The sequence below is a fragment of the Francisella sp. SYW-2 genome (assembly GCF_008711475.1).
Classification (GTDB): Bacteria; Pseudomonadota; Gammaproteobacteria; order Francisellales; family Francisellaceae; genus Francisella; species Francisella salimarina.
Genome location: NZ_VXKO01000005.1, coordinates 41,461 through 57,795 on the forward strand (window position 1 = coordinate 41,461; position 16,335 = coordinate 57,795).

A 16,335-nucleotide genomic window follows, 5' to 3' on the forward strand; every position below is an offset into this window, starting at 1 on the left:
AGAATCGACATTAATATATGGAGAAAATAGTGGATTTAAAAGATTTCAAACAAGTAGAACTTTCTCATTTCAGTGATACTAAATCAATAAATTATCTTAGAGATGATGCTAGTCACCTTCTTTACTTAGAAAGTTCTGCTTTAGATGTCTTTAGAGACTATAAAGATCATGATGCTTTAACAGTTAGAGCAGATCTTAACCTAAAGGATGTAAAAACAAAAATTATTGATAATCATAAAGATTTTGCACTGGTAATTAGTGCTGAAGATAAAGTTGTGGGAACAATTGCTCTTCATTATATAGAGAGCCAAGCCCTTCAAGAAAGAGCTAGAAGTTCTGGTACAAAACCAGCTGATTTAGTTGCACATGATATTATGTTACCTATTGCCAAAGTAAACACAGTATCTTATTCAATTATAAAAAGTACTAAAATTGGCCATATCCTAAACACATTAATTAATTCAGACTATCATCATATCGTAGTGTATGATAAAAATGAAAATGGTGAAAAATATATCCGTGGTTATTTTTCTTTACCATATATTAGAAGAAAGCTTGGTTTAGATGTCTATCACGTTTATCAAAAAGAAGGTATTTCTAACCTTAACAAAGGTATCTGATTTTTTTAACAATTAATCTACATATTTCTTTATAACATTATAGAACTGATTTGCCATAATCCTGTATCCTTTTGCATTTGGATGTACAGCATCAACCATTAAATCTTTATTCCCAATTATACCTTCTAAAACATTAGGAACTAATAAACATCCATAGCTCTTAGCAAAGTTAATATAGTCTTCAGCATAATCATTTTTATAATATGGTATATCTAGACCTCCGATAATAACTAACGCTCCGTTTGCTTGTAGTATATTCACTATACGCTTTAAGTTTGCAAACGCTTCTTTTGCAGGAATTCTTTTTCTTAAATCATTAGCTCCCAATGACACCATTACTATCTTAGGGTTAGCTTGAACAACATCTTCAATTCTTAATAGTGCTTGACCTGTTGTTTCACCAGATACTCCCATATTTATTACAGGTTCACCAATCATCCTTGATAATTGAGATGGGTAATTATCATATTTATCTACACCATATCCAGCTGTTAAGCTATCACCAAAAGCAATAATAGTCTCGCCTTGTGGATTTTGGTTAACAATAGGCCAATTATTATAGTTTTGATAGATAAAATAATAGTATAACAATGCTAATAAAACTATTACAAAAATAAGTAAAATTAATTTCTTCATTAGACAAGCGTTTCTAAAAATAATATATTTGAAATTATAAAATAGTAACCAACAAAATACTATCTATAGCATTATTAATAATAATCATAAGTAGAATTTAGACAAATAATTATCCTTTGTGACTTAAAAGTTTTTCTAAGACTTCTGATATTTTGCTAAAAGAAAGATTTGAATAATCTAGCAGAAGATCTTTTGTACCATGAATTAAAAACTCATCCTTGAGACCAAAGTTTCTGACAATTGTATTTCTACTTAGATCGCTAGCAAGTATATACTCATTAACCGCAGAACCCGCTCCTCCTGCTATTGAACTCTCCTCAAGTGTAAATATAATATTATGGTTTTGACATATTTCATCAATCAGCTGTTCATCAAGAGGTTTTACAAATCTCATATCAACTACAGTAATATCATATTTATCAGCTAGCTGGTTAGCAAGTGGTAATAAAGTTCCAAAATTTAAAATAGCGACTCTTGAACCTTTTTTAACAAGCTTTGCTTTGCCTAATTCTATATCAAGATTATCAGTAATTTCAGTACCAATACCTGCTCCACGAGGATAGCGTACCATTGCAGGTCCCTTGTATTCATATCCAAGTTCAAGCATGTGATATGTTTCGTTTTCATCACTTGGAGTCATAATTACATGATTCGGGATACAACGCATAAACGATATATCAAAACTACCATCATGAGTTGCTCCATCTGCCCCAACAAGACCAGCTCTATCAACAGCATATAAGACATCTAAATCTTGTAATGCTATATCATGTATAACCTGATCATAAGCTCTTTGTAGAAATGTTGAGTAAATAGCAACTACAGGCTTAAGTCCTTGACAGGCTAAACCACCTGCAAAAGTTACTGCATGCTGCTCAGCAATTGCTACATCAAAGTATCTATTTGAATATTGTTCTGAAAATCTAATTAAATCAGAGCCTTCCTTCATAGCTGGAGTTACACCTACTAAGCGCTCATCTTTAGCTGCTTTTTGACAAATCCAGTTACCAAATATATTTGAGTAAGTTGGCTTAGAAGCTTTTGATTGAGCATCTCCACTGTGAAAACTTGGTGCAACATGATGAAACTTAATTGGATCAGACTCTGCTCTAGTATAACCTTTGCCTTTTTTAGTAATTACATGTAAAAGTTTCGGACCCTTGTGATCTTTTAAAATTTTTAAAGTCTTTACTAACTCTACAACATTATGCCCATCTATTGGCCCTACATAATAAAAACCTAAATCTTCAAAAAAATTTGCAGGGACAAACATTCCTTTAGTCTGTGTTTCTATCTTTTTCACAAACTCAAACATCGGTGGAATATTTTTAAGAACTTCCTTTCCTTTTTCACGAATTGAGTTATAAAAGCCACCTGAAATAATCTTGCTAAAATGAGCAGAAAGACCACCAACATTATCAGAAATTGACATTTCGTTGTCATTGAGAATAACTAAAATGTCCTCTTTAATTCCACCAGCATGATTAAGTGCCTCAAATGCCATACCTCCAGTTATAGCACCATCTCCAATTACAGCAATTGAGCTAGAGTGTTTACCTTGTAGTCTATCTGCAATAGCCATGCCAAGTGCTGCACTTATCGATGTACTTGAGTGCCCTACTCCAAAAGTGTCATATTCACTTTCAGATCGCTTTGGGAAACCTGAAATTCCACCATCTTTTTTGATAGTAATAAGCTTATCTTTTCTACCTGTCAAGATTTTATGAATATATGTTTGATGTCCAACATCCCATACAATATTATCGTAAGGTGTATTAAAAACATAGTGTAGCGCTACTGTAAGCTCTGTAGCACCAAGACTACTTGCAAAATGTCCACCACTTACATCCAATGTATCTACCAAAAAAGTTCTTAACTCAGATGCTAGTTCTTTAAGTTGTCCCTCAGGTACAAGCTTAAGATCTGTAGGGGTATTTATCTTATCTAAAATAGTATATTTCGACATAGTATAAAATCTTCATCTAACCCAAAAGTACAATTCTAAAGAATATATACTTTAATAAATTAAACATTTCGTCAGCTAGTGGTTACTCCCACTCAATTGTTCCAGGTGGTTTACCTGTTACATCATAAACGACTCGTGATACTTGTTTAACTTCATTTACAATTCTATTTGAAACTATAGATAAGAAGTCATAAGGCAAATTTGCCCATGTTGCAGTCATAAAATCAATACTAACCACAGCTCTTAATGCTATAACATATTCATATCTACGCTGATCCCCAACAACCCCAACTGACTTAACGGGTAAGAAAACCCCGAAGGCCTGAGAAATATCATGATACAAATTATGCTTATAGAGCTCTTCAGTAAAGATAGCATCTGCTTTTTGTAGAGTTTCAACATACTCTTTCTTAATTTCACCTAATATACGCACACCAAGACCTGGACCTGGGAACGGATGTCTATAAAGCATATTATACGGTAAGCCTAAGCCTAGTCCTAATTTACGCACCTCATCTTTGAATAACTCTCTTAGAGGTTCTAATAGCTTAAGCTTCATCTCTTTTGGCAAACCACCAACGTTATGATGAGATTTAATAACATGAGCTTTAGACTGGCTATTACCAGCTGACTCAATTACATCACTATAGATCGTGCCTTGAGCAAGCCATTTCGCATTTTCGATTTTAGCTGCTTCTTCATCAAAAATATCAACAAAAAGCTTACCTATGATTTTACGCTTTTCTTCAGGATCACCAATACCCTTTAGAGCGTCTAAAAATCTATTTTTAGCATTTACTCGAATAACATTAATATCCATATGCTCTGCAAATACTTCCATCACTTGGTCGCCTTCATTAAGACGAAGTAGTCCAGTATCTACAAATATACAGGTAAGTTGATCGCCAATAGCTTCATGTAATATTGCTGCTACTACAGATGAGTCAACACCACCTGATAAGCCTAAAATTACTCTATCACTTCCAACCTGTTTTTTTATTTCTTTGATATCGTTTTCAATAATATTTTCGATGTTCCAAAGAGCATCACATTTACAGATATTTAAGGCAAAATTTTCTATAATCTGTTTACCGTTCTCTGTATGAGTAGTTTCTGGATGAAACTGTACTCCATAAAAAGGTTTACTCTTGTGAGCAACAGCCGCAACAGGAGCATTAGCTGATGATGCTATTACTTCAAAATGTTCGCCAGTTTGAGTAACTTTATCACTATGACTCATCCATACAGACTGCTCTGTTTTGAGATTAGAAAATATATTTTCTGATGATTTTAAGATATTAATGATCGCTTTACCAAACTCACTTTGATCAGCTCCTTTTACCTCTCCACCATGCTGCATTACCATTGTTTGCATACCATAGCAGATACCCAAAACAGGAACACCTAATTCAAAGACTATTTCCGGAGCCTTAACATCTGAATCATATACAGACTCAGGACCACCAGAAAGAATTATACCTTTAGCATGATAATCTTTGATAAAATCATCTGCTATGTCGTGAGGAAATATTTCGCAAAAGACACCAACCTCTCTCACTCTACGCGCGATAAGTTGAGTATATTGCGAACCAAAATCTAAAATCAAAATCTTATGATTATGTATATCTGTCATTTTTATAGAAATAAATATTTTCTTAAAAGGATATTTTAACCTAAATGAATTTGATTGTAATTAGCTTTTAGTGATAAAAATAATATTAAATATATAGTCGTATAAGACTTTCATAGAAAACTAAATTATTAGACTAATAAAAAAGCTCTGTGACTCGACGTCTAAAGCTAAACTCAGGATACTCAACTCCAACAAAATATAGACCGTGTGCTTTAGCTGTTTCAGCGGCTTTTGTCCTATCCTTAGCTTCTAATACTAGCTTAATCCATTCTGGAGATTCAAATTCTAAACCTACTTTTAGTAAGGAGCCTATAAAATTTCTAATCATATGGTGCAAAAAAGCATTGCCAACAACCTCAAATACTATAAAATTTCCCTGTTTAATAAACTCAGCTCTTTGAATATTTCTAAATGGCGTGTTTGACTGACATTGAGATGATCTAAAAGATGTAAAATCTTGCTCACCTAATAAGTATTTACAAGCTTGATTCATTTTATCTATATTTAGCTGACGATTTTCCCACAAGCAGTGTTCTGCGAATATTGGTGAGCTAATTGCAGAATTATAGATAATATAATTATAAGTTCTATTTGTCGCTGTAAATCTAGAATTAAAATCATTATCAACTTCTTTAATATCTAGTATTTTAATACCTTGTGGTAAAAGAGCATTCGTTCCCCTCATCCAAGAACTAAGATTCCTATCTGCATCTGAATGAAAGTTAACAACTTGCGAAGTCGCATGAACTCCGGTATCAGTTCGCCCTGCACAAGTAACTTCTATATTTTGATTTGCAATTTTTGAGAGTGCTTTTTCTAACTCTTCTTGAATACTTGGTGAATGAGACTGTCTTTGCCATCCACAATAGTTTTTACCAAAATATTCAATTTGTAGTAGATAATTTTTCATAATTAGCCAAGAAATTTAACAACTCTAGAATGAAGTATTTCCATCTCTTTTGGAATCAGTTTTGAGAAATTGATAAAACCATGTACCAAACTATCAAAGTGATAATGTTGTACCTCAACATCATGTCTAAGAAGCCTTTCAGCAAATAATAGGCCCTCATCTTTTAAAGGGTCATAGCCTGCTGTCATAACTAAAGTTCTCGGCATATTATCTAATTCTTTGATATAAAACGGTGATATTTCAGGAGAGCATTTATCCATACCCTCAGGCACGTATAGCTCAGAATACCATTTTGTTTTTGCTTTAGTTAAAATATAGCCACTAGAATAGTCTTCAAGCGATTTCGTAGGCATATGCGATAAATCCACAGATGGGTATAAAATAATATTATTAGCAATTTTAACACTACCTTTTTGTAATAGATTATAAGTTGCTAAAACTGTCAAATTAGCTCCTGCGCTATCACCCATTAAAGTAAATTTCTTACGAGATACACCAAGCTTTTTAGAGTGTTGATAAACATATTCTGTAACAAACTCAATATCATTCAAACCAGCTGGAAATTTATGTTCAGGCGCAAGACGATAATCAACAGCAAAAACAATCCTATTGGTAGTTAAAGCAAGCTTGCGGCAAAAAGCATCAAATGAGTCTAAAGTACCAGATACAAACCCTCCACCATGAGAAAAGATTATTACTTTAAGTTTCTCATCAGTTTTAGGATTATATACTCTAACAGGGATATTATGACCATTATGAGCATGTTTTATTTCAATATCTTCAACACTTTCTAGATCTACCTTAGGATAACTATATAAGCCTAGCGATGCCGCTGCCTTTCTCGTTGCTTCGATATCTTGTCGATTGCCATCCCTATCAAATTTACTAATAAATGTCAGTAAGTCTTGAAGCTTAGGTGGTATAGTCTTAATACCTCCATATAGATCTGGAACCTTTTTAAGAATTTCAGCTTCAAGTGCTTCTTCATGCTCAGAGTTATCCTTAGCTATAACTTTTAGCCACTCTTTCTTATTTGGAGGCAATGACTCAATAGGTGTTGATAAATATCGAGCAATACCTAGTTCATGACAATCATTTTCAGCATAAAATGACAAGTTATTTACCATCCACTTGACAATTTTTTCAGCTTTATAATTATTTGTTTCCCTTATTTCTAATACATTATACAAATTTCTAACATCATATGACCAAGGAACATAGTCAACAATAAAGTTACAGCTAATATAATTAAGCCCCGCTTCTCTTGCTAAAGCAAACTCTGGAAAAGCTGTCATACCTATGACACCACCTCCCATACTCTGGAAGCATTTAGCATCAATTATAGTAGGAAATTGGGGTCCTTCTATACAAACGTAGCTCTGCTTAAAATGAATATCAAAATCAAACTCTTGTTTCTTTGCTCTAATTTCTTCAGCTATACTCTCTGTTATAGGTTTTGAAAGAGATACATAGTTAAGCAATCCCTGCTCACAAAAAGTAAATTCTCGTAAAGATTTTGTTCTATCAATAAACTGATATGGAATAACCATATCTCCAGGTTTTAACTCTTCTCTTAAGCTTCTAACTGAAGATAAGGCAATAATAGAAGTAGCACCATATTTTTTCAAAGCATATATATTCGCTTTGTAGTTTATTTGATGTGGTAATATATTCTGACCTAAACCAGTTCTATTTAGAAATAATGCTTCCTTATCCTCTATTTTTATTTTAAACAAACCATTAGAACACAAACCATATGGAGTTTCTCGAGAGAGTTCTTCTATAATTTCAAAATCATCAAAAGACTCAAAACCACTACTTCCTACAATTGCCCACATATCTCATTTATCCAAAAGTTGTTTCTAATATTTTTTTATCTTTACAAAAAAGTTCTATTCTAAATTTATCACCGATACTTACTACCCCGACACCTTTGGGTGTTCCTGTCATCAACAAATCATTTTCAGCTATAGTGATTTCATTTTGTTTTAAAAAATCTATAATTTGTTGGGGTTTATAAATCATTAAATCATAACTGCCTTGCTGAATTAAAGAGCTATTTTTATATGCTTTGAAGTTTAAAAATTCAACATTTTGATTATTGATTTTAACAAAGTCACTAATCACAGCACTATTATCAAAAGCTTTTGCTAACTCCCACGGAAGTCCTTTTGATTTAAGCTTTGATTGTACATTCCTATCAGTTAAATCTAAACCTAAACCTACCGCTTTTATATTTGAATCATTATCAAAAGCAAAAACTATCTCACACTCATAGTGTGTTTCTCTAGCTGACGATAATTTAAGATTTTTAGCTATACTTGAGTTAGGTTTGATAAATATTACCGGACTATCTGGAACTTCATTATTCAGTTCATGAATATGTTCAACATAGTTTCTACCTATACAAATTACTTTTGATTTTGTCAGATCAGTTTGCATAACTTACTTCCTTTTATGAATTGTGATTATTACAACTTAAAGTCTTCTCCGAGATATACCTTTCTAACCGTTTCATCAGCTAAGACTTCTTCTGGTGTACCAGCAGCGAGCATATTCCCAGCATTAACAATGTATGCTCTCTCACAAATATCAAGCGTCTCTCGTACATTATGATCTGTAATTAACACACCTATCCCTCTATCTTTAAGATGTCTCACAACTTCTTTAATCTCTATTACAGATACTGGATCAACTCCGGCAAACGGTTCATCTAGAAGTATAAACTTAGGATCCATAGCAAGAGCCCTTGCAATTTCAACTCTTCTTCGCTCTCCTCCAGATAAGCTCATACCTAAACTTTTACGTATGTGCTGAATACTAAACTCATCCAAAAGTTGATTTAGTTTTTCTTCAATTTGGATTTTACTAAGTTCTTTACGAGTCTCCAAAATAGCAACAATATTATCTTCAACACTTAGTTTTCTGAAAACAGAAGCCTCTTGAGGAAGATAACCCAAGCCTCTTCTAGCTCTAAGGTGAATTGGCATCTTTGTTACATCATCATCCCCCATATGCACCTTACCACGTGTTGCCGCGACAAGTCCTACAATCATATAAAAAGATGTTGTTTTCCCGGCTCCATTAGGTCCCAGGAGACCAACTATTTCACCAGTTGAAACTTTCATGGAGACATTATTTACAACCCATCGCGAACCATATTTTTTACCTAGTCTTTTTGCTTCTAATGTATATTTTTCCATTTTAAACCTGTCTGCTTTAATTAAGTTGTAGAGTTATATGTATTTAAGCCTCTAACACTTCCTTTTTGTCTATCTTTCTCATAGTCACTAATAGGAGTTAGACCTGTATCAATTTTAGTCTGTTTCTGTACTCCATCTAATATTATTGTTGATCTTTTATTTTCACTACCAGGAATTGATATTAGATCATGTTCAATATCAAAAATAACTTTTTCACCCTTATAAACATTATCATTCTGGAAGGCCACAGCCTTTCTGTACATTTCTAGATGCTTGTCATCAACATGATAGATTATCATTTTTGATTTACCCTCAACAGGACCTCTAGTCGCAGTCTTAACATCTTTATAGTCAGGGTTTGAATTTGTTGGATATGTATAGAATTGGGAATTATGATTATCATCTGAAATCATAGTAAAAGTCTTTAGTTTATTTTTATCATCTAAATTTATTATCAATCTCTGCCCAGAGATGAAATTACATTCTTTTTCTTTAGAACATAGTTGTTTAGCTGTTTTTAACCAGCTTTCTTGTAGCTGCTCCAATGATAAATCTTTATTTCTTTCAAAGTAAACAACTCCATCTTTGGGTGTAGTAGGTTTATGGCAAAGTATATGGTTGTTATGGATTTGCATTACAAATACATTACCTAAATAAGTTATGATATGTTGATCATGAACATAGACAACGCTATCAGCACATATTGTTACAGGTCCATATTCCCTTAGACTATTATCTTCAGAATTATCCTCTTTTTCATTATCAGCAACATTATCTTCCTGAACTACTGCATTATACATCGGAAGAGTATCGTCTATTTGGTTCACTTGCGTTTCCGAGAAGGCATTGGAAGTAAATATAAGTAAAGTCAATGCTACTACTACTCTAACTAGATGCATAATAACTCCTCACATTTTGACCTAGCTTTATAACTTTCGCATCTGAATTACCAGATGCTCCAATACCTGTTGTATTATTACCAGTCTCAGGATCATACATCTTTGTAAATCTAGCATTATAAAAATCTTTTGAACCAGAGTTATAAAACATCTCTGAGGTTTTAATAAAGATCCTGTCCAAAGAGGAGTTTTTATCCTCTTCAGTTTGATTACCTGATGAATCATTACTAGTATACATGATTGCATCAACACCATCATATAAGTGAGTTAAATTTTGGCCAGTAAACTGTTGAATATAACCATACTTAGACTTAACCTGCCACTGTAACTTACCTGTTTTATCGTCATAGCTTTTTTCTGTAAGATTAATCATAAATAAGTCTTGATTAATATAGCGTCTTAATTCTTTTGAGAAATAATTCGTTACTAAATTACCTTTTACATCATATTTATTGTATGTAAAATCATAAGCTTTTAACTCGACCCTATTCTTCTGTTGACTAGTTTTTAATGGTTTTGCACCATCTAAAGCATTGTAACTTATATATAGCATAGCTAAGATAATAATGACTATGGAAAGTACGTTAGCAAATAAAGAATACTTAGTGAAAAACTTCATATTTTTGTTTATTTAACCTCACCAATCTCAGTAAAATCTTTAATAACCTTATCATAAAAACCTGATTGCTTAATAATATAGTCACAAAACTCCCTAACTGCAGCATTACCACCATTATTTTGGCATACATAATTTGCATATTCTTTTACTATTGATATTGAATCTGTAGGCGTTGCAGACAATCCTACCTTGTTCATTAATACAAGATCTGGCAAATCATCACCCATATAAGCAATATCCTGATCATTTAGACTATATTTATTTTTTAAGCTTTCATATGCTTTGATTTTATTCTTTTGGCCTTGATAAATATCCTGGGGATCTAGACCTAAACTTTGAAGTCTCTGCTGAACAATATTTGATTCTTTACCAGTTATAATTGCGACTTTAATACCCAGTTTCTGAAGCAGAACGATACCAAGACCATCTTTAACATTAAAGTTTTTAAACTCATTTCCGTCATTTGAGATTATTATTCTACTATCTGTAAGGACACCGTCGACATCAAAGATTACTAGTTTAATACTATTTACGACATTTTGCTTCATACTAAATTTCATGAAAATATTGAATTCGATATGAAATATTATCACAAATGACTTAGAGACTAAAATATTAAAAACAAAAGAAGAAATTATTTATAATTATTTACAGATTTTTCGATTTCTTTTTTAGCAAAAGCGACATCATCCCAGCCATCAACTTTTACCCACTTACCAGAATCAAGATCTTTATAATGAGTGAAGAAATGCTCAATTTTTTGTTTTAAAGAAACAGGTAAATCATCAACATCATTTATATGATCATATTCCTTAGTTAATTTAGAGCTTGGTACTGCAATAATTTTTGCATCAACACCACCATCATCTTCCATTTTGAAAACACCAACTGCTCTACAGTTAATCACACAACCTACCGCAAGAGGATATGGAGCCAATACTAACACATCAATTGGGTCGCCATCATCATAAAGAGTATTTGGTACGAAACCATAGTTACAAGGATATCTCATAGTAGATGACATAAATCTGTCAACAACTATCATGTCACTATCTTTATCAAACTCATACTTGATCGGATCACTATCTTGAGGTATTTCAATAACAACATTGAAATCATTAGGAATATCTTTTCCACAAGGTATATTTTTTAGCATAACAATTTCTCCTATATTTTTGCTAAAGCATAAACGCTTGATACACTACACAAGAGTCTATCATAAAAACCTTTGTATTTATAACCTATAAATATTAAAATACTTTGAGATATTACTTAATAAGTTACACTTTAACAAAAGTTTAAAGAGGAAAATTATGAAATTTAAAAAGATGGCTTTATTAACAGCTAGTTTGGTTGCAACTACAGCATTCGCAGCACCCAATATTTCTTCTAGCTCAGACCCATATTTTAATGGAGGTAACGGACTAGCACAGAAAGATATAATAGTAAGACCTGTAAATATTGAGCTAGATGCTCCAGCATGGGTAGCTATGAATTATCGCACTGGTGATGTAGTTAGTGAGAAAAATATGGATGTGAGAAGACCTCCTGCTAGTTTGACCAAAATCATGACATCTTATATTGTTGCCAGTGAAATCAAAGCAGGAAACCTTAGTTGGGATACTATGGTACCAATAAGTGAAAAAGCTGCTTCAACTGGCGGATCTAAAATGTACGTAAAAGCAGGAGCTAAAGTTTCTGTTAAAAATTTAGTAACAGGAATGGATGTTGTATCGGGTAATGATGCTACTATAGCTTTAGCAGAATATATCGGTGGTACTGCCGATGCATTTACTGATCTTATGAATCAAACAGCAAAAGCAATTGGAATGAATAATACTCACTTTGCCAACCCAGATGGGTTGCCTGGAGGAGAACAGTATACAACTGCGCATGACATGGCATTACTAGCTAGATCTTACATATATAATTTCCCTGAAGCATATGAGATATACGATGACAGAGGTTTGGTTTGGAATGCTACAGAGCAAGAATCTGTAAGTATAGCAGATCGCAAGCAATGTTTACCTAAATTTGATCGTTCAAGCGGTAATGTTTTAGAAAGTTTTACTGCAAAGGGGCTAGACTCTCAAGCTCAAGATAAGTGCTCAAAACTATTCCCTAAAGGCGACAACTTTGTACTTCAAAACAATAGAAACAGGCTTCTATTCACTTTTGATGGTGCTGATGGCATGAAAACAGGCCACACAGATGCAGCTGGCTATTGCTTAGTATCCTCTGCAAAACAAGATGGTGAAAGATTCATCTCTGTAGTACTTGGTACTAGTAGCTCAGCTAAAAGAGATTCAGAATCTTCTAAATTATTGAGATATGCTATAAGTAAGTATGAAAATGTCTTATTATACAAAGCTAACTCTCCAGTCACAATAAGTGCAGATAACATCCCTAACGCCAAAGCTGGACAAAAGATAACTGTAGCCTCAACTCAAAATATTTATAAAACCGTACCTAAAACTTATATTCCATTCTTAAAGCAAGGTATTGTGTTTACATCCGGATTAAAAGCTCCAATTAAAAAAGGACAACCAGTAGGTGAACTAGTCATAACTCTTGGAGACACTAAAGAAAAAATAGCAAGTGTACCAGTGATATCTATGAATGATATATCACAAAGAGGTTGGTGGTAAACCCCAAAATAAGAGGATTTATAATGTCTGAAGATAATAACAATAATCAGCCAGAAACTTTTTTTGAGTTTCCCTGTCAATTTCCAATAAAGATTATGGCTAACCCACAGAAAGAGACTGTTGAATTTATTCTTAAAGTCTTTGAAAAACATGTTCCAAAACATGATGAAATTGATTTTAATACCAAAGAAAGTAAAACTGGTAAATATATATCTATTACAGCCATATTTACAGCTGATAGCAAACAACAGTTAGATAATATTTACAAAGAAATTTCTAGCCATCCTGAAGTACACATGGTTTTATAATAATTATTACTCTATGAAAGAAGATATCATAATTAGAGACTTAGGATTACAGCCATATTCTGATGTTTTTAAACAAATGGCTGATTTCACAACTGAACGTGACAATACTACTAAGGATGAGATTTGGCTTGTTGAACACCCGAGTGTTTTTACACAAGGAAAACATGGCAAACCCGAACATATCCTAAATCTGCACAATATACCTATTGTTGAAACTGATAGAGGTGGACAAGTTACATATCATGGTCCTGGTCAAGTTGTAATATACTTTATGCTTGATATAAAAAGAAATAAACTTGGTGCAAAAAAATTAGTTGATGTAGTAGAGCAAGCCTGTATCAATATACTTCAAAAGCACTATAACCTTGACCCTCACATTATTGAGAATGCCCATGGCATATATATTGATAATAAAAAAATAGCTTCTCTTGGCTTAAGAATAAAGCAAGGTAAAAGCTACCACGGCATTGCTATAAATACTAAAATGGATCTTACGCCATTCAGTTATATTAACCCCTGTGGATATAGTGATTTAGAGATGTGCCAACTATCGGACTTTATCGATAACATTGATACTAAAATAGTTCAAAAACAATATGTCGATGAGTTTATAAAAATAATTAAAGCTTAACCAAGCTTTAATTATTTATTTCAAGCTGCATTTTTATGCAGATCTTCTTTAACATTTTTTAAGAATCTTTTCGATTGAACTTTATCACCAAATATATCGTACTTAATAGTTAGCGTTGATGAATTGTCAGCTATTCTAGTCACACTAATACTAAACGTCCCTTTGAATCTCTCCGAGTTAACATCGCCATCAATCTCTGATGCTTGATTAGTTATAATATTCTTAGTAATAGTGACACCTGGCATTTCTCTAAGAACGTGCAAGACTGAATTGCTAACATCTATGACAGAGTAATCAAGGTTCTCAGAATATGACGCAGCTTGATCAACACCATAAACACCTGCTCCGATTAATAAACAGCTATTAAGACTAAACGTACTTGATATTAGTATAAATATTAATACTATTTTTTTCATCATAAAATTGAATAAATAAAAATTAGCAAAAATATAGCACAGCTAAGTATAAAAAGCCATTTTAGTTGAGAAATTTATTAATAAGAAAATTTATAAAAATGTTTTTAAGAATGCCGATCTTGATGGATGCTTTAGCTTTCTTAGAGCTTTTGCTTCAATCTGCCTAATACGTTCTCTGGTTACATTGAACTGCTTACCTACTTCTTCAAGAGTATGATCTGTATTCATACCAATACCAAAACGCATCATAAGAACTTTTGCTTCTCTTTCAGTTAAACCCGTATCAATAAGCTCCTTAATAGCCTCTCTTAAGTTCTCTAAGTTTGCAGCCTCAATTGGGGAATAATTATTCTTATCCTCAATGAAGTCACCTACTGTTGAATCTTCATCGTCACCAATTGGACTCTCCATAGAAATAGGAGTATGCGAGATATTAAGAATCTTTTTAAGCTTATCCTTAGTCATATTTGGAGTGTATTCAATAATCTCCTCTTCTGTAGCTTCACGTCCTTTCTCTTGAAGTATTTGACGCTTAATTCTATTAACTTTATTGATAGTTTCAATCATATGAACTGGAACTCGAATTGTTCTAGCTTGATCTGCAATAGAACGAGTGATTGCCTGACGAATCCACCAAGTTGCATAAGTTGAAAACTTAAAACCTTTTCTGTAATCAAACTTATCAACAGCCTTCATTAGACCAATATTACCTTCTTGTATAATATCTAAGAAATGCAAACCTCTATTGGTATATTTTTTAGCCTCTGAAACAACTAGTCTTAAGTTTGCTTCTATCATTTCTTTTTTAGCTTGAGTAATTTTTGCTTCACTCTTAGAAATTTCAACATTAACTTTTTTAAGTTCTTCAACTTTCATCATCATCAGAGTCTGAAATTGATTAATTTGCTTAGTTAAGTTATTAATTTCTTTGATAGTGTTATCTGTAAATTTATATTTTTTAGTTAAAGGCTCCAGCCACTCAACAGAGCCAATTTCATATACCTTGATAAACTCCTGACGAGGAGTTTTTGATCTTTCTACGCACAATCTAAGTATTTTTCTCTCGAACTCTTTAACTCGAGCATAAGGGAGTCTAATGTAGTCAACCAATTTCTGCAAGTGAGAAGTAGATAACCTTAAACATTCAAACTCTTTGACTATTTTGTTATATAGTTTTTTATTAGGTTTTTCCTGGTACTCCTCAAACATTTTCTCAAGGTTTACAAAGAAATTATATGCTCTTTGAGTATCAATCTTCTCATCATGATCATCTTCCGCAACTTTTTCTTCTGTAATCTGCTCATCACTGAAGCCCGCTATAATTTCATTAAAGCGAATATACTTAGCTACAGACTCATCTTCAATATCTTGTGATGACATGTAATCATCAGCTTTTTCCTCTAATTCACGAAAGCGTTCAATATAAGTTTTAATAACTATTGGGTAACTCAAAATAGTACTAAAAACTTCCGTAGTACCTTCTTCGATTCTGATGGCGATATCAGTCTCACCTTTTTTATCTAAAAGATCTACTATACCCATTTCTCGCATATACATACGGATAGGATCAGAAGTCTTACCTTTCAAATCATCTAAGTTCGCCTCACTTACTTTTCGCTCATCATCTTCATCTAATTGAGGGGTTCTATCATAAACATCAATACCAGCATCTATAAGTATAGCTTCTATTTCTTCATACTTTTTAGGATCATCTGACACATCTCCTGGTAATGCATCCAGAATATCTGCTCTAGTTAAATAACCTCTTTCTTTACCATCAACTATCAAATCTTTTAGATCAGAAAGTAAATCTTCTCTTGTCATCTATTAATACTCCAATAGAATT

17 protein-coding genes are annotated in these 16,335 nt (G+C 32.8%); 4 read left to right on the forward strand and 13 right to left on the reverse strand.

Annotated elements, in window-relative coordinates; all coding sequences use genetic code 11:
* Positions 1–29: 29 nt before the first annotated feature.
* Positions 30–620, forward strand: coding sequence for a CBS domain-containing protein (locus F3D57_RS02950; RefSeq protein WP_191092341.1), 591 nt, complete (start codon positions 30–32; stop codon positions 618–620).
* Between the two features lie 12 nt (positions 621–632).
* On the opposite strand, the gene F3D57_RS02955 is transcribed toward F3D57_RS02950, so the two are convergent.
* The 11 genes from F3D57_RS02955 to ppa all read right to left on the reverse strand — a co-directional run bounded on the left by F3D57_RS02955 (position 633) and on the right by ppa (position 11,642).
* On the reverse strand, positions 633–1,256 hold the full coding sequence (locus F3D57_RS02955; protein WP_150465141.1) for an arylesterase: 624 nt from the start codon (positions 1,254–1,256) through the stop codon (positions 633–635).
* 109 nt (positions 1,257–1,365) lie between these two features.
* Positions 1,366–3,222 (reverse strand): 1-deoxy-D-xylulose-5-phosphate synthase, encoded by a 1,857-nt coding sequence (gene dxs / locus F3D57_RS02960; RefSeq protein ID WP_150465142.1) that lies wholly within the window; start codon positions 3,220–3,222, stop codon positions 1,366–1,368.
* Between the two features lie 82 nt (positions 3,223–3,304).
* Positions 3,305–4,855 carry a glutamine-hydrolyzing GMP synthase gene (guaA, locus tag F3D57_RS02965; protein WP_004287724.1) on the reverse strand — a complete coding sequence of 517 codons (1,551 nt, stop codon included), beginning with the start codon at positions 4,853–4,855 and terminating at the stop codon, positions 3,305–3,307.
* A gap of 133 nt (positions 4,856–4,988) precedes the next feature.
* Positions 4,989–5,765, reverse strand: a complete 777-nt coding sequence (gene truA / locus F3D57_RS02970; RefSeq protein ID WP_042518331.1) for a tRNA pseudouridine(38-40) synthase TruA — start codon at positions 5,763–5,765, stop codon at positions 4,989–4,991.
* Positions 5,766–5,767: 2 nt separating this feature from the next.
* A complete protein-coding gene (locus F3D57_RS02975; RefSeq protein ID WP_150465143.1) occupies positions 5,768–7,603 on the reverse strand; it encodes an alpha/beta hydrolase fold domain-containing protein in 1,836 nt (611 codons plus the stop codon).
* 7 nt (positions 7,604–7,610) lie between these two features.
* The gene (locus F3D57_RS02980; RefSeq protein WP_150465144.1) at positions 7,611–8,207 is read right to left on the reverse strand and encodes a fumarylacetoacetate hydrolase family protein; all 597 of its coding nucleotides are present in this window, start codon (positions 8,205–8,207) and stop codon (positions 7,611–7,613) included.
* 29 nt (positions 8,208–8,236) lie between these two features.
* Positions 8,237–8,968: an LPS export ABC transporter ATP-binding protein gene (gene lptB, locus F3D57_RS02985; RefSeq protein WP_146421340.1), complete on the reverse strand. Its 732-nt coding sequence runs from the start codon at positions 8,966–8,968 to the stop codon at positions 8,237–8,239.
* 20 nt (positions 8,969–8,988) lie between these two features.
* Positions 8,989–9,867, reverse strand: coding sequence for an LptA/OstA family protein (locus F3D57_RS02990; RefSeq protein WP_150465145.1), 879 nt, complete (start codon positions 9,865–9,867; stop codon positions 8,989–8,991).
* Positions 9,854–10,486 (reverse strand): LPS export ABC transporter periplasmic protein LptC, encoded by a 633-nt coding sequence (gene lptC / locus F3D57_RS02995; protein ID WP_150465146.1) that lies wholly within the window; start codon positions 10,484–10,486, stop codon positions 9,854–9,856. The genes F3D57_RS02990 and lptC overlap by 14 nt, the downstream gene beginning before the upstream one ends.
* A gap of 8 nt (positions 10,487–10,494) precedes the next feature.
* Positions 10,495–11,046: a KdsC family phosphatase gene (locus F3D57_RS03000; RefSeq protein WP_191092342.1), complete on the reverse strand. Its 552-nt coding sequence runs from the start codon at positions 11,044–11,046 to the stop codon at positions 10,495–10,497.
* A 74-nt stretch (positions 11,047–11,120) separates the two neighbouring features.
* A complete protein-coding gene (ppa, locus tag F3D57_RS03005) occupies positions 11,121–11,642 on the reverse strand; it encodes an inorganic diphosphatase (RefSeq protein WP_013923175.1) in 522 nt (173 codons plus the stop codon).
* A gap of 157 nt (positions 11,643–11,799) precedes the next feature.
* Between ppa and F3D57_RS03010 the strand changes: the two genes are divergently transcribed.
* From F3D57_RS03010 to lipB, 3 genes are read left to right on the forward strand one after another with little or no spacing between them, the layout of a single operon-like run.
* On the forward strand, positions 11,800–13,134 hold the full coding sequence (locus F3D57_RS03010) for a D-alanyl-D-alanine carboxypeptidase family protein (RefSeq protein ID WP_149377214.1): 1,335 nt from the start codon (positions 11,800–11,802) through the stop codon (positions 13,132–13,134).
* A gap of 23 nt (positions 13,135–13,157) precedes the next feature.
* A complete protein-coding gene (locus F3D57_RS03015) occupies positions 13,158–13,442 on the forward strand; it encodes a YbeD family protein (protein WP_150465148.1) in 285 nt (94 codons plus the stop codon).
* Positions 13,443–13,455: 13 nt separating this feature from the next.
* Entirely contained in the window at positions 13,456–14,073 is a 618-nt protein-coding gene (gene lipB / locus F3D57_RS03020; protein WP_150465149.1) for a lipoyl(octanoyl) transferase LipB, read from the forward strand.
* A 20-nt stretch (positions 14,074–14,093) separates the two neighbouring features.
* Here lipB and F3D57_RS03025 read toward each other — a convergent pair whose 3' ends face one another.
* Both F3D57_RS03025 and rpoD read right to left on the reverse strand, forming a co-directional pair.
* Positions 14,094–14,489, reverse strand: coding sequence for a DUF3568 family protein (locus F3D57_RS03025; protein ID WP_224728144.1), 396 nt, complete (start codon positions 14,487–14,489; stop codon positions 14,094–14,096).
* A 90-nt stretch (positions 14,490–14,579) separates the two neighbouring features.
* Entirely contained in the window at positions 14,580–16,313 is a 1,734-nt protein-coding gene (rpoD, locus tag F3D57_RS03030; RefSeq protein ID WP_013923180.1) for an RNA polymerase sigma factor RpoD, read from the reverse strand.
* Positions 16,314–16,335 lie beyond the last annotated feature (22 nt).

Excerpts from the sequence above, each read along its gene's own strand:
- F3D57_RS02955 (WP_150465141.1), bottom strand. The coding sequence starts at position 1,256 with ATGAAGAAATTAATTTTACTTATTTTTGTAATAGTTTTATTAGCATTG.
- dxs (WP_150465142.1), bottom strand. The coding sequence starts at position 3,222 with ATGTCGAAATATACTATTTTAGATAAGATAAATACCCCTACAGATCTT.
- guaA (WP_004287724.1), bottom strand. The coding sequence starts at position 4,855 with ATGACAGATATACATAATCATAAGATTTTGATTTTAGATTTTGGTTCG.
- truA (WP_042518331.1), bottom strand. The coding sequence starts at position 5,765 with ATGAAAAATTATCTACTACAAATTGAATATTTTGGTAAAAACTATTGT.
- F3D57_RS02975 (WP_150465143.1), bottom strand. The coding sequence starts at position 7,603 with ATGTGGGCAATTGTAGGAAGTAGTGGTTTTGAGTCTTTTGATGATTTT.
- F3D57_RS02980 (WP_150465144.1), bottom strand. The coding sequence starts at position 8,207 with ATGCAAACTGATCTGACAAAATCAAAAGTAATTTGTATAGGTAGAAAC.
- lptB (WP_146421340.1), bottom strand. The coding sequence starts at position 8,968 with ATGGAAAAATATACATTAGAAGCAAAAAGACTAGGTAAAAAATATGGT.
- F3D57_RS02990 (WP_150465145.1), bottom strand. The coding sequence starts at position 9,867 with ATGCATCTAGTTAGAGTAGTAGTAGCATTGACTTTACTTATATTTACT.
- lptC (WP_150465146.1), bottom strand. The coding sequence starts at position 10,486 with ATGAAGTTTTTCACTAAGTATTCTTTATTTGCTAACGTACTTTCCATA.
- F3D57_RS03000 (WP_191092342.1), bottom strand. The coding sequence starts at position 11,046 with ATGAAATTTAGTATGAAGCAAAATGTCGTAAATAGTATTAAACTAGTA.
- ppa (WP_013923175.1), bottom strand. The coding sequence starts at position 11,642 with ATGCTAAAAAATATACCTTGTGGAAAAGATATTCCTAATGATTTCAAT.
- F3D57_RS03010 (WP_149377214.1), top strand. The coding sequence starts at position 11,800 with ATGAAATTTAAAAAGATGGCTTTATTAACAGCTAGTTTGGTTGCAACT.
- F3D57_RS03015 (WP_150465148.1), top strand. The coding sequence starts at position 13,158 with ATGTCTGAAGATAATAACAATAATCAGCCAGAAACTTTTTTTGAGTTT.
- lipB (WP_150465149.1), top strand. The coding sequence starts at position 13,456 with ATGAAAGAAGATATCATAATTAGAGACTTAGGATTACAGCCATATTCT.
- F3D57_RS03025 (WP_224728144.1), bottom strand. The coding sequence starts at position 14,489 with ATGAAAAAAATAGTATTAATATTTATACTAATATCAAGTACGTTTAGT.
- rpoD (WP_013923180.1), bottom strand. The coding sequence starts at position 16,313 with ATGACAAGAGAAGATTTACTTTCTGATCTAAAAGATTTGATAGTTGAT.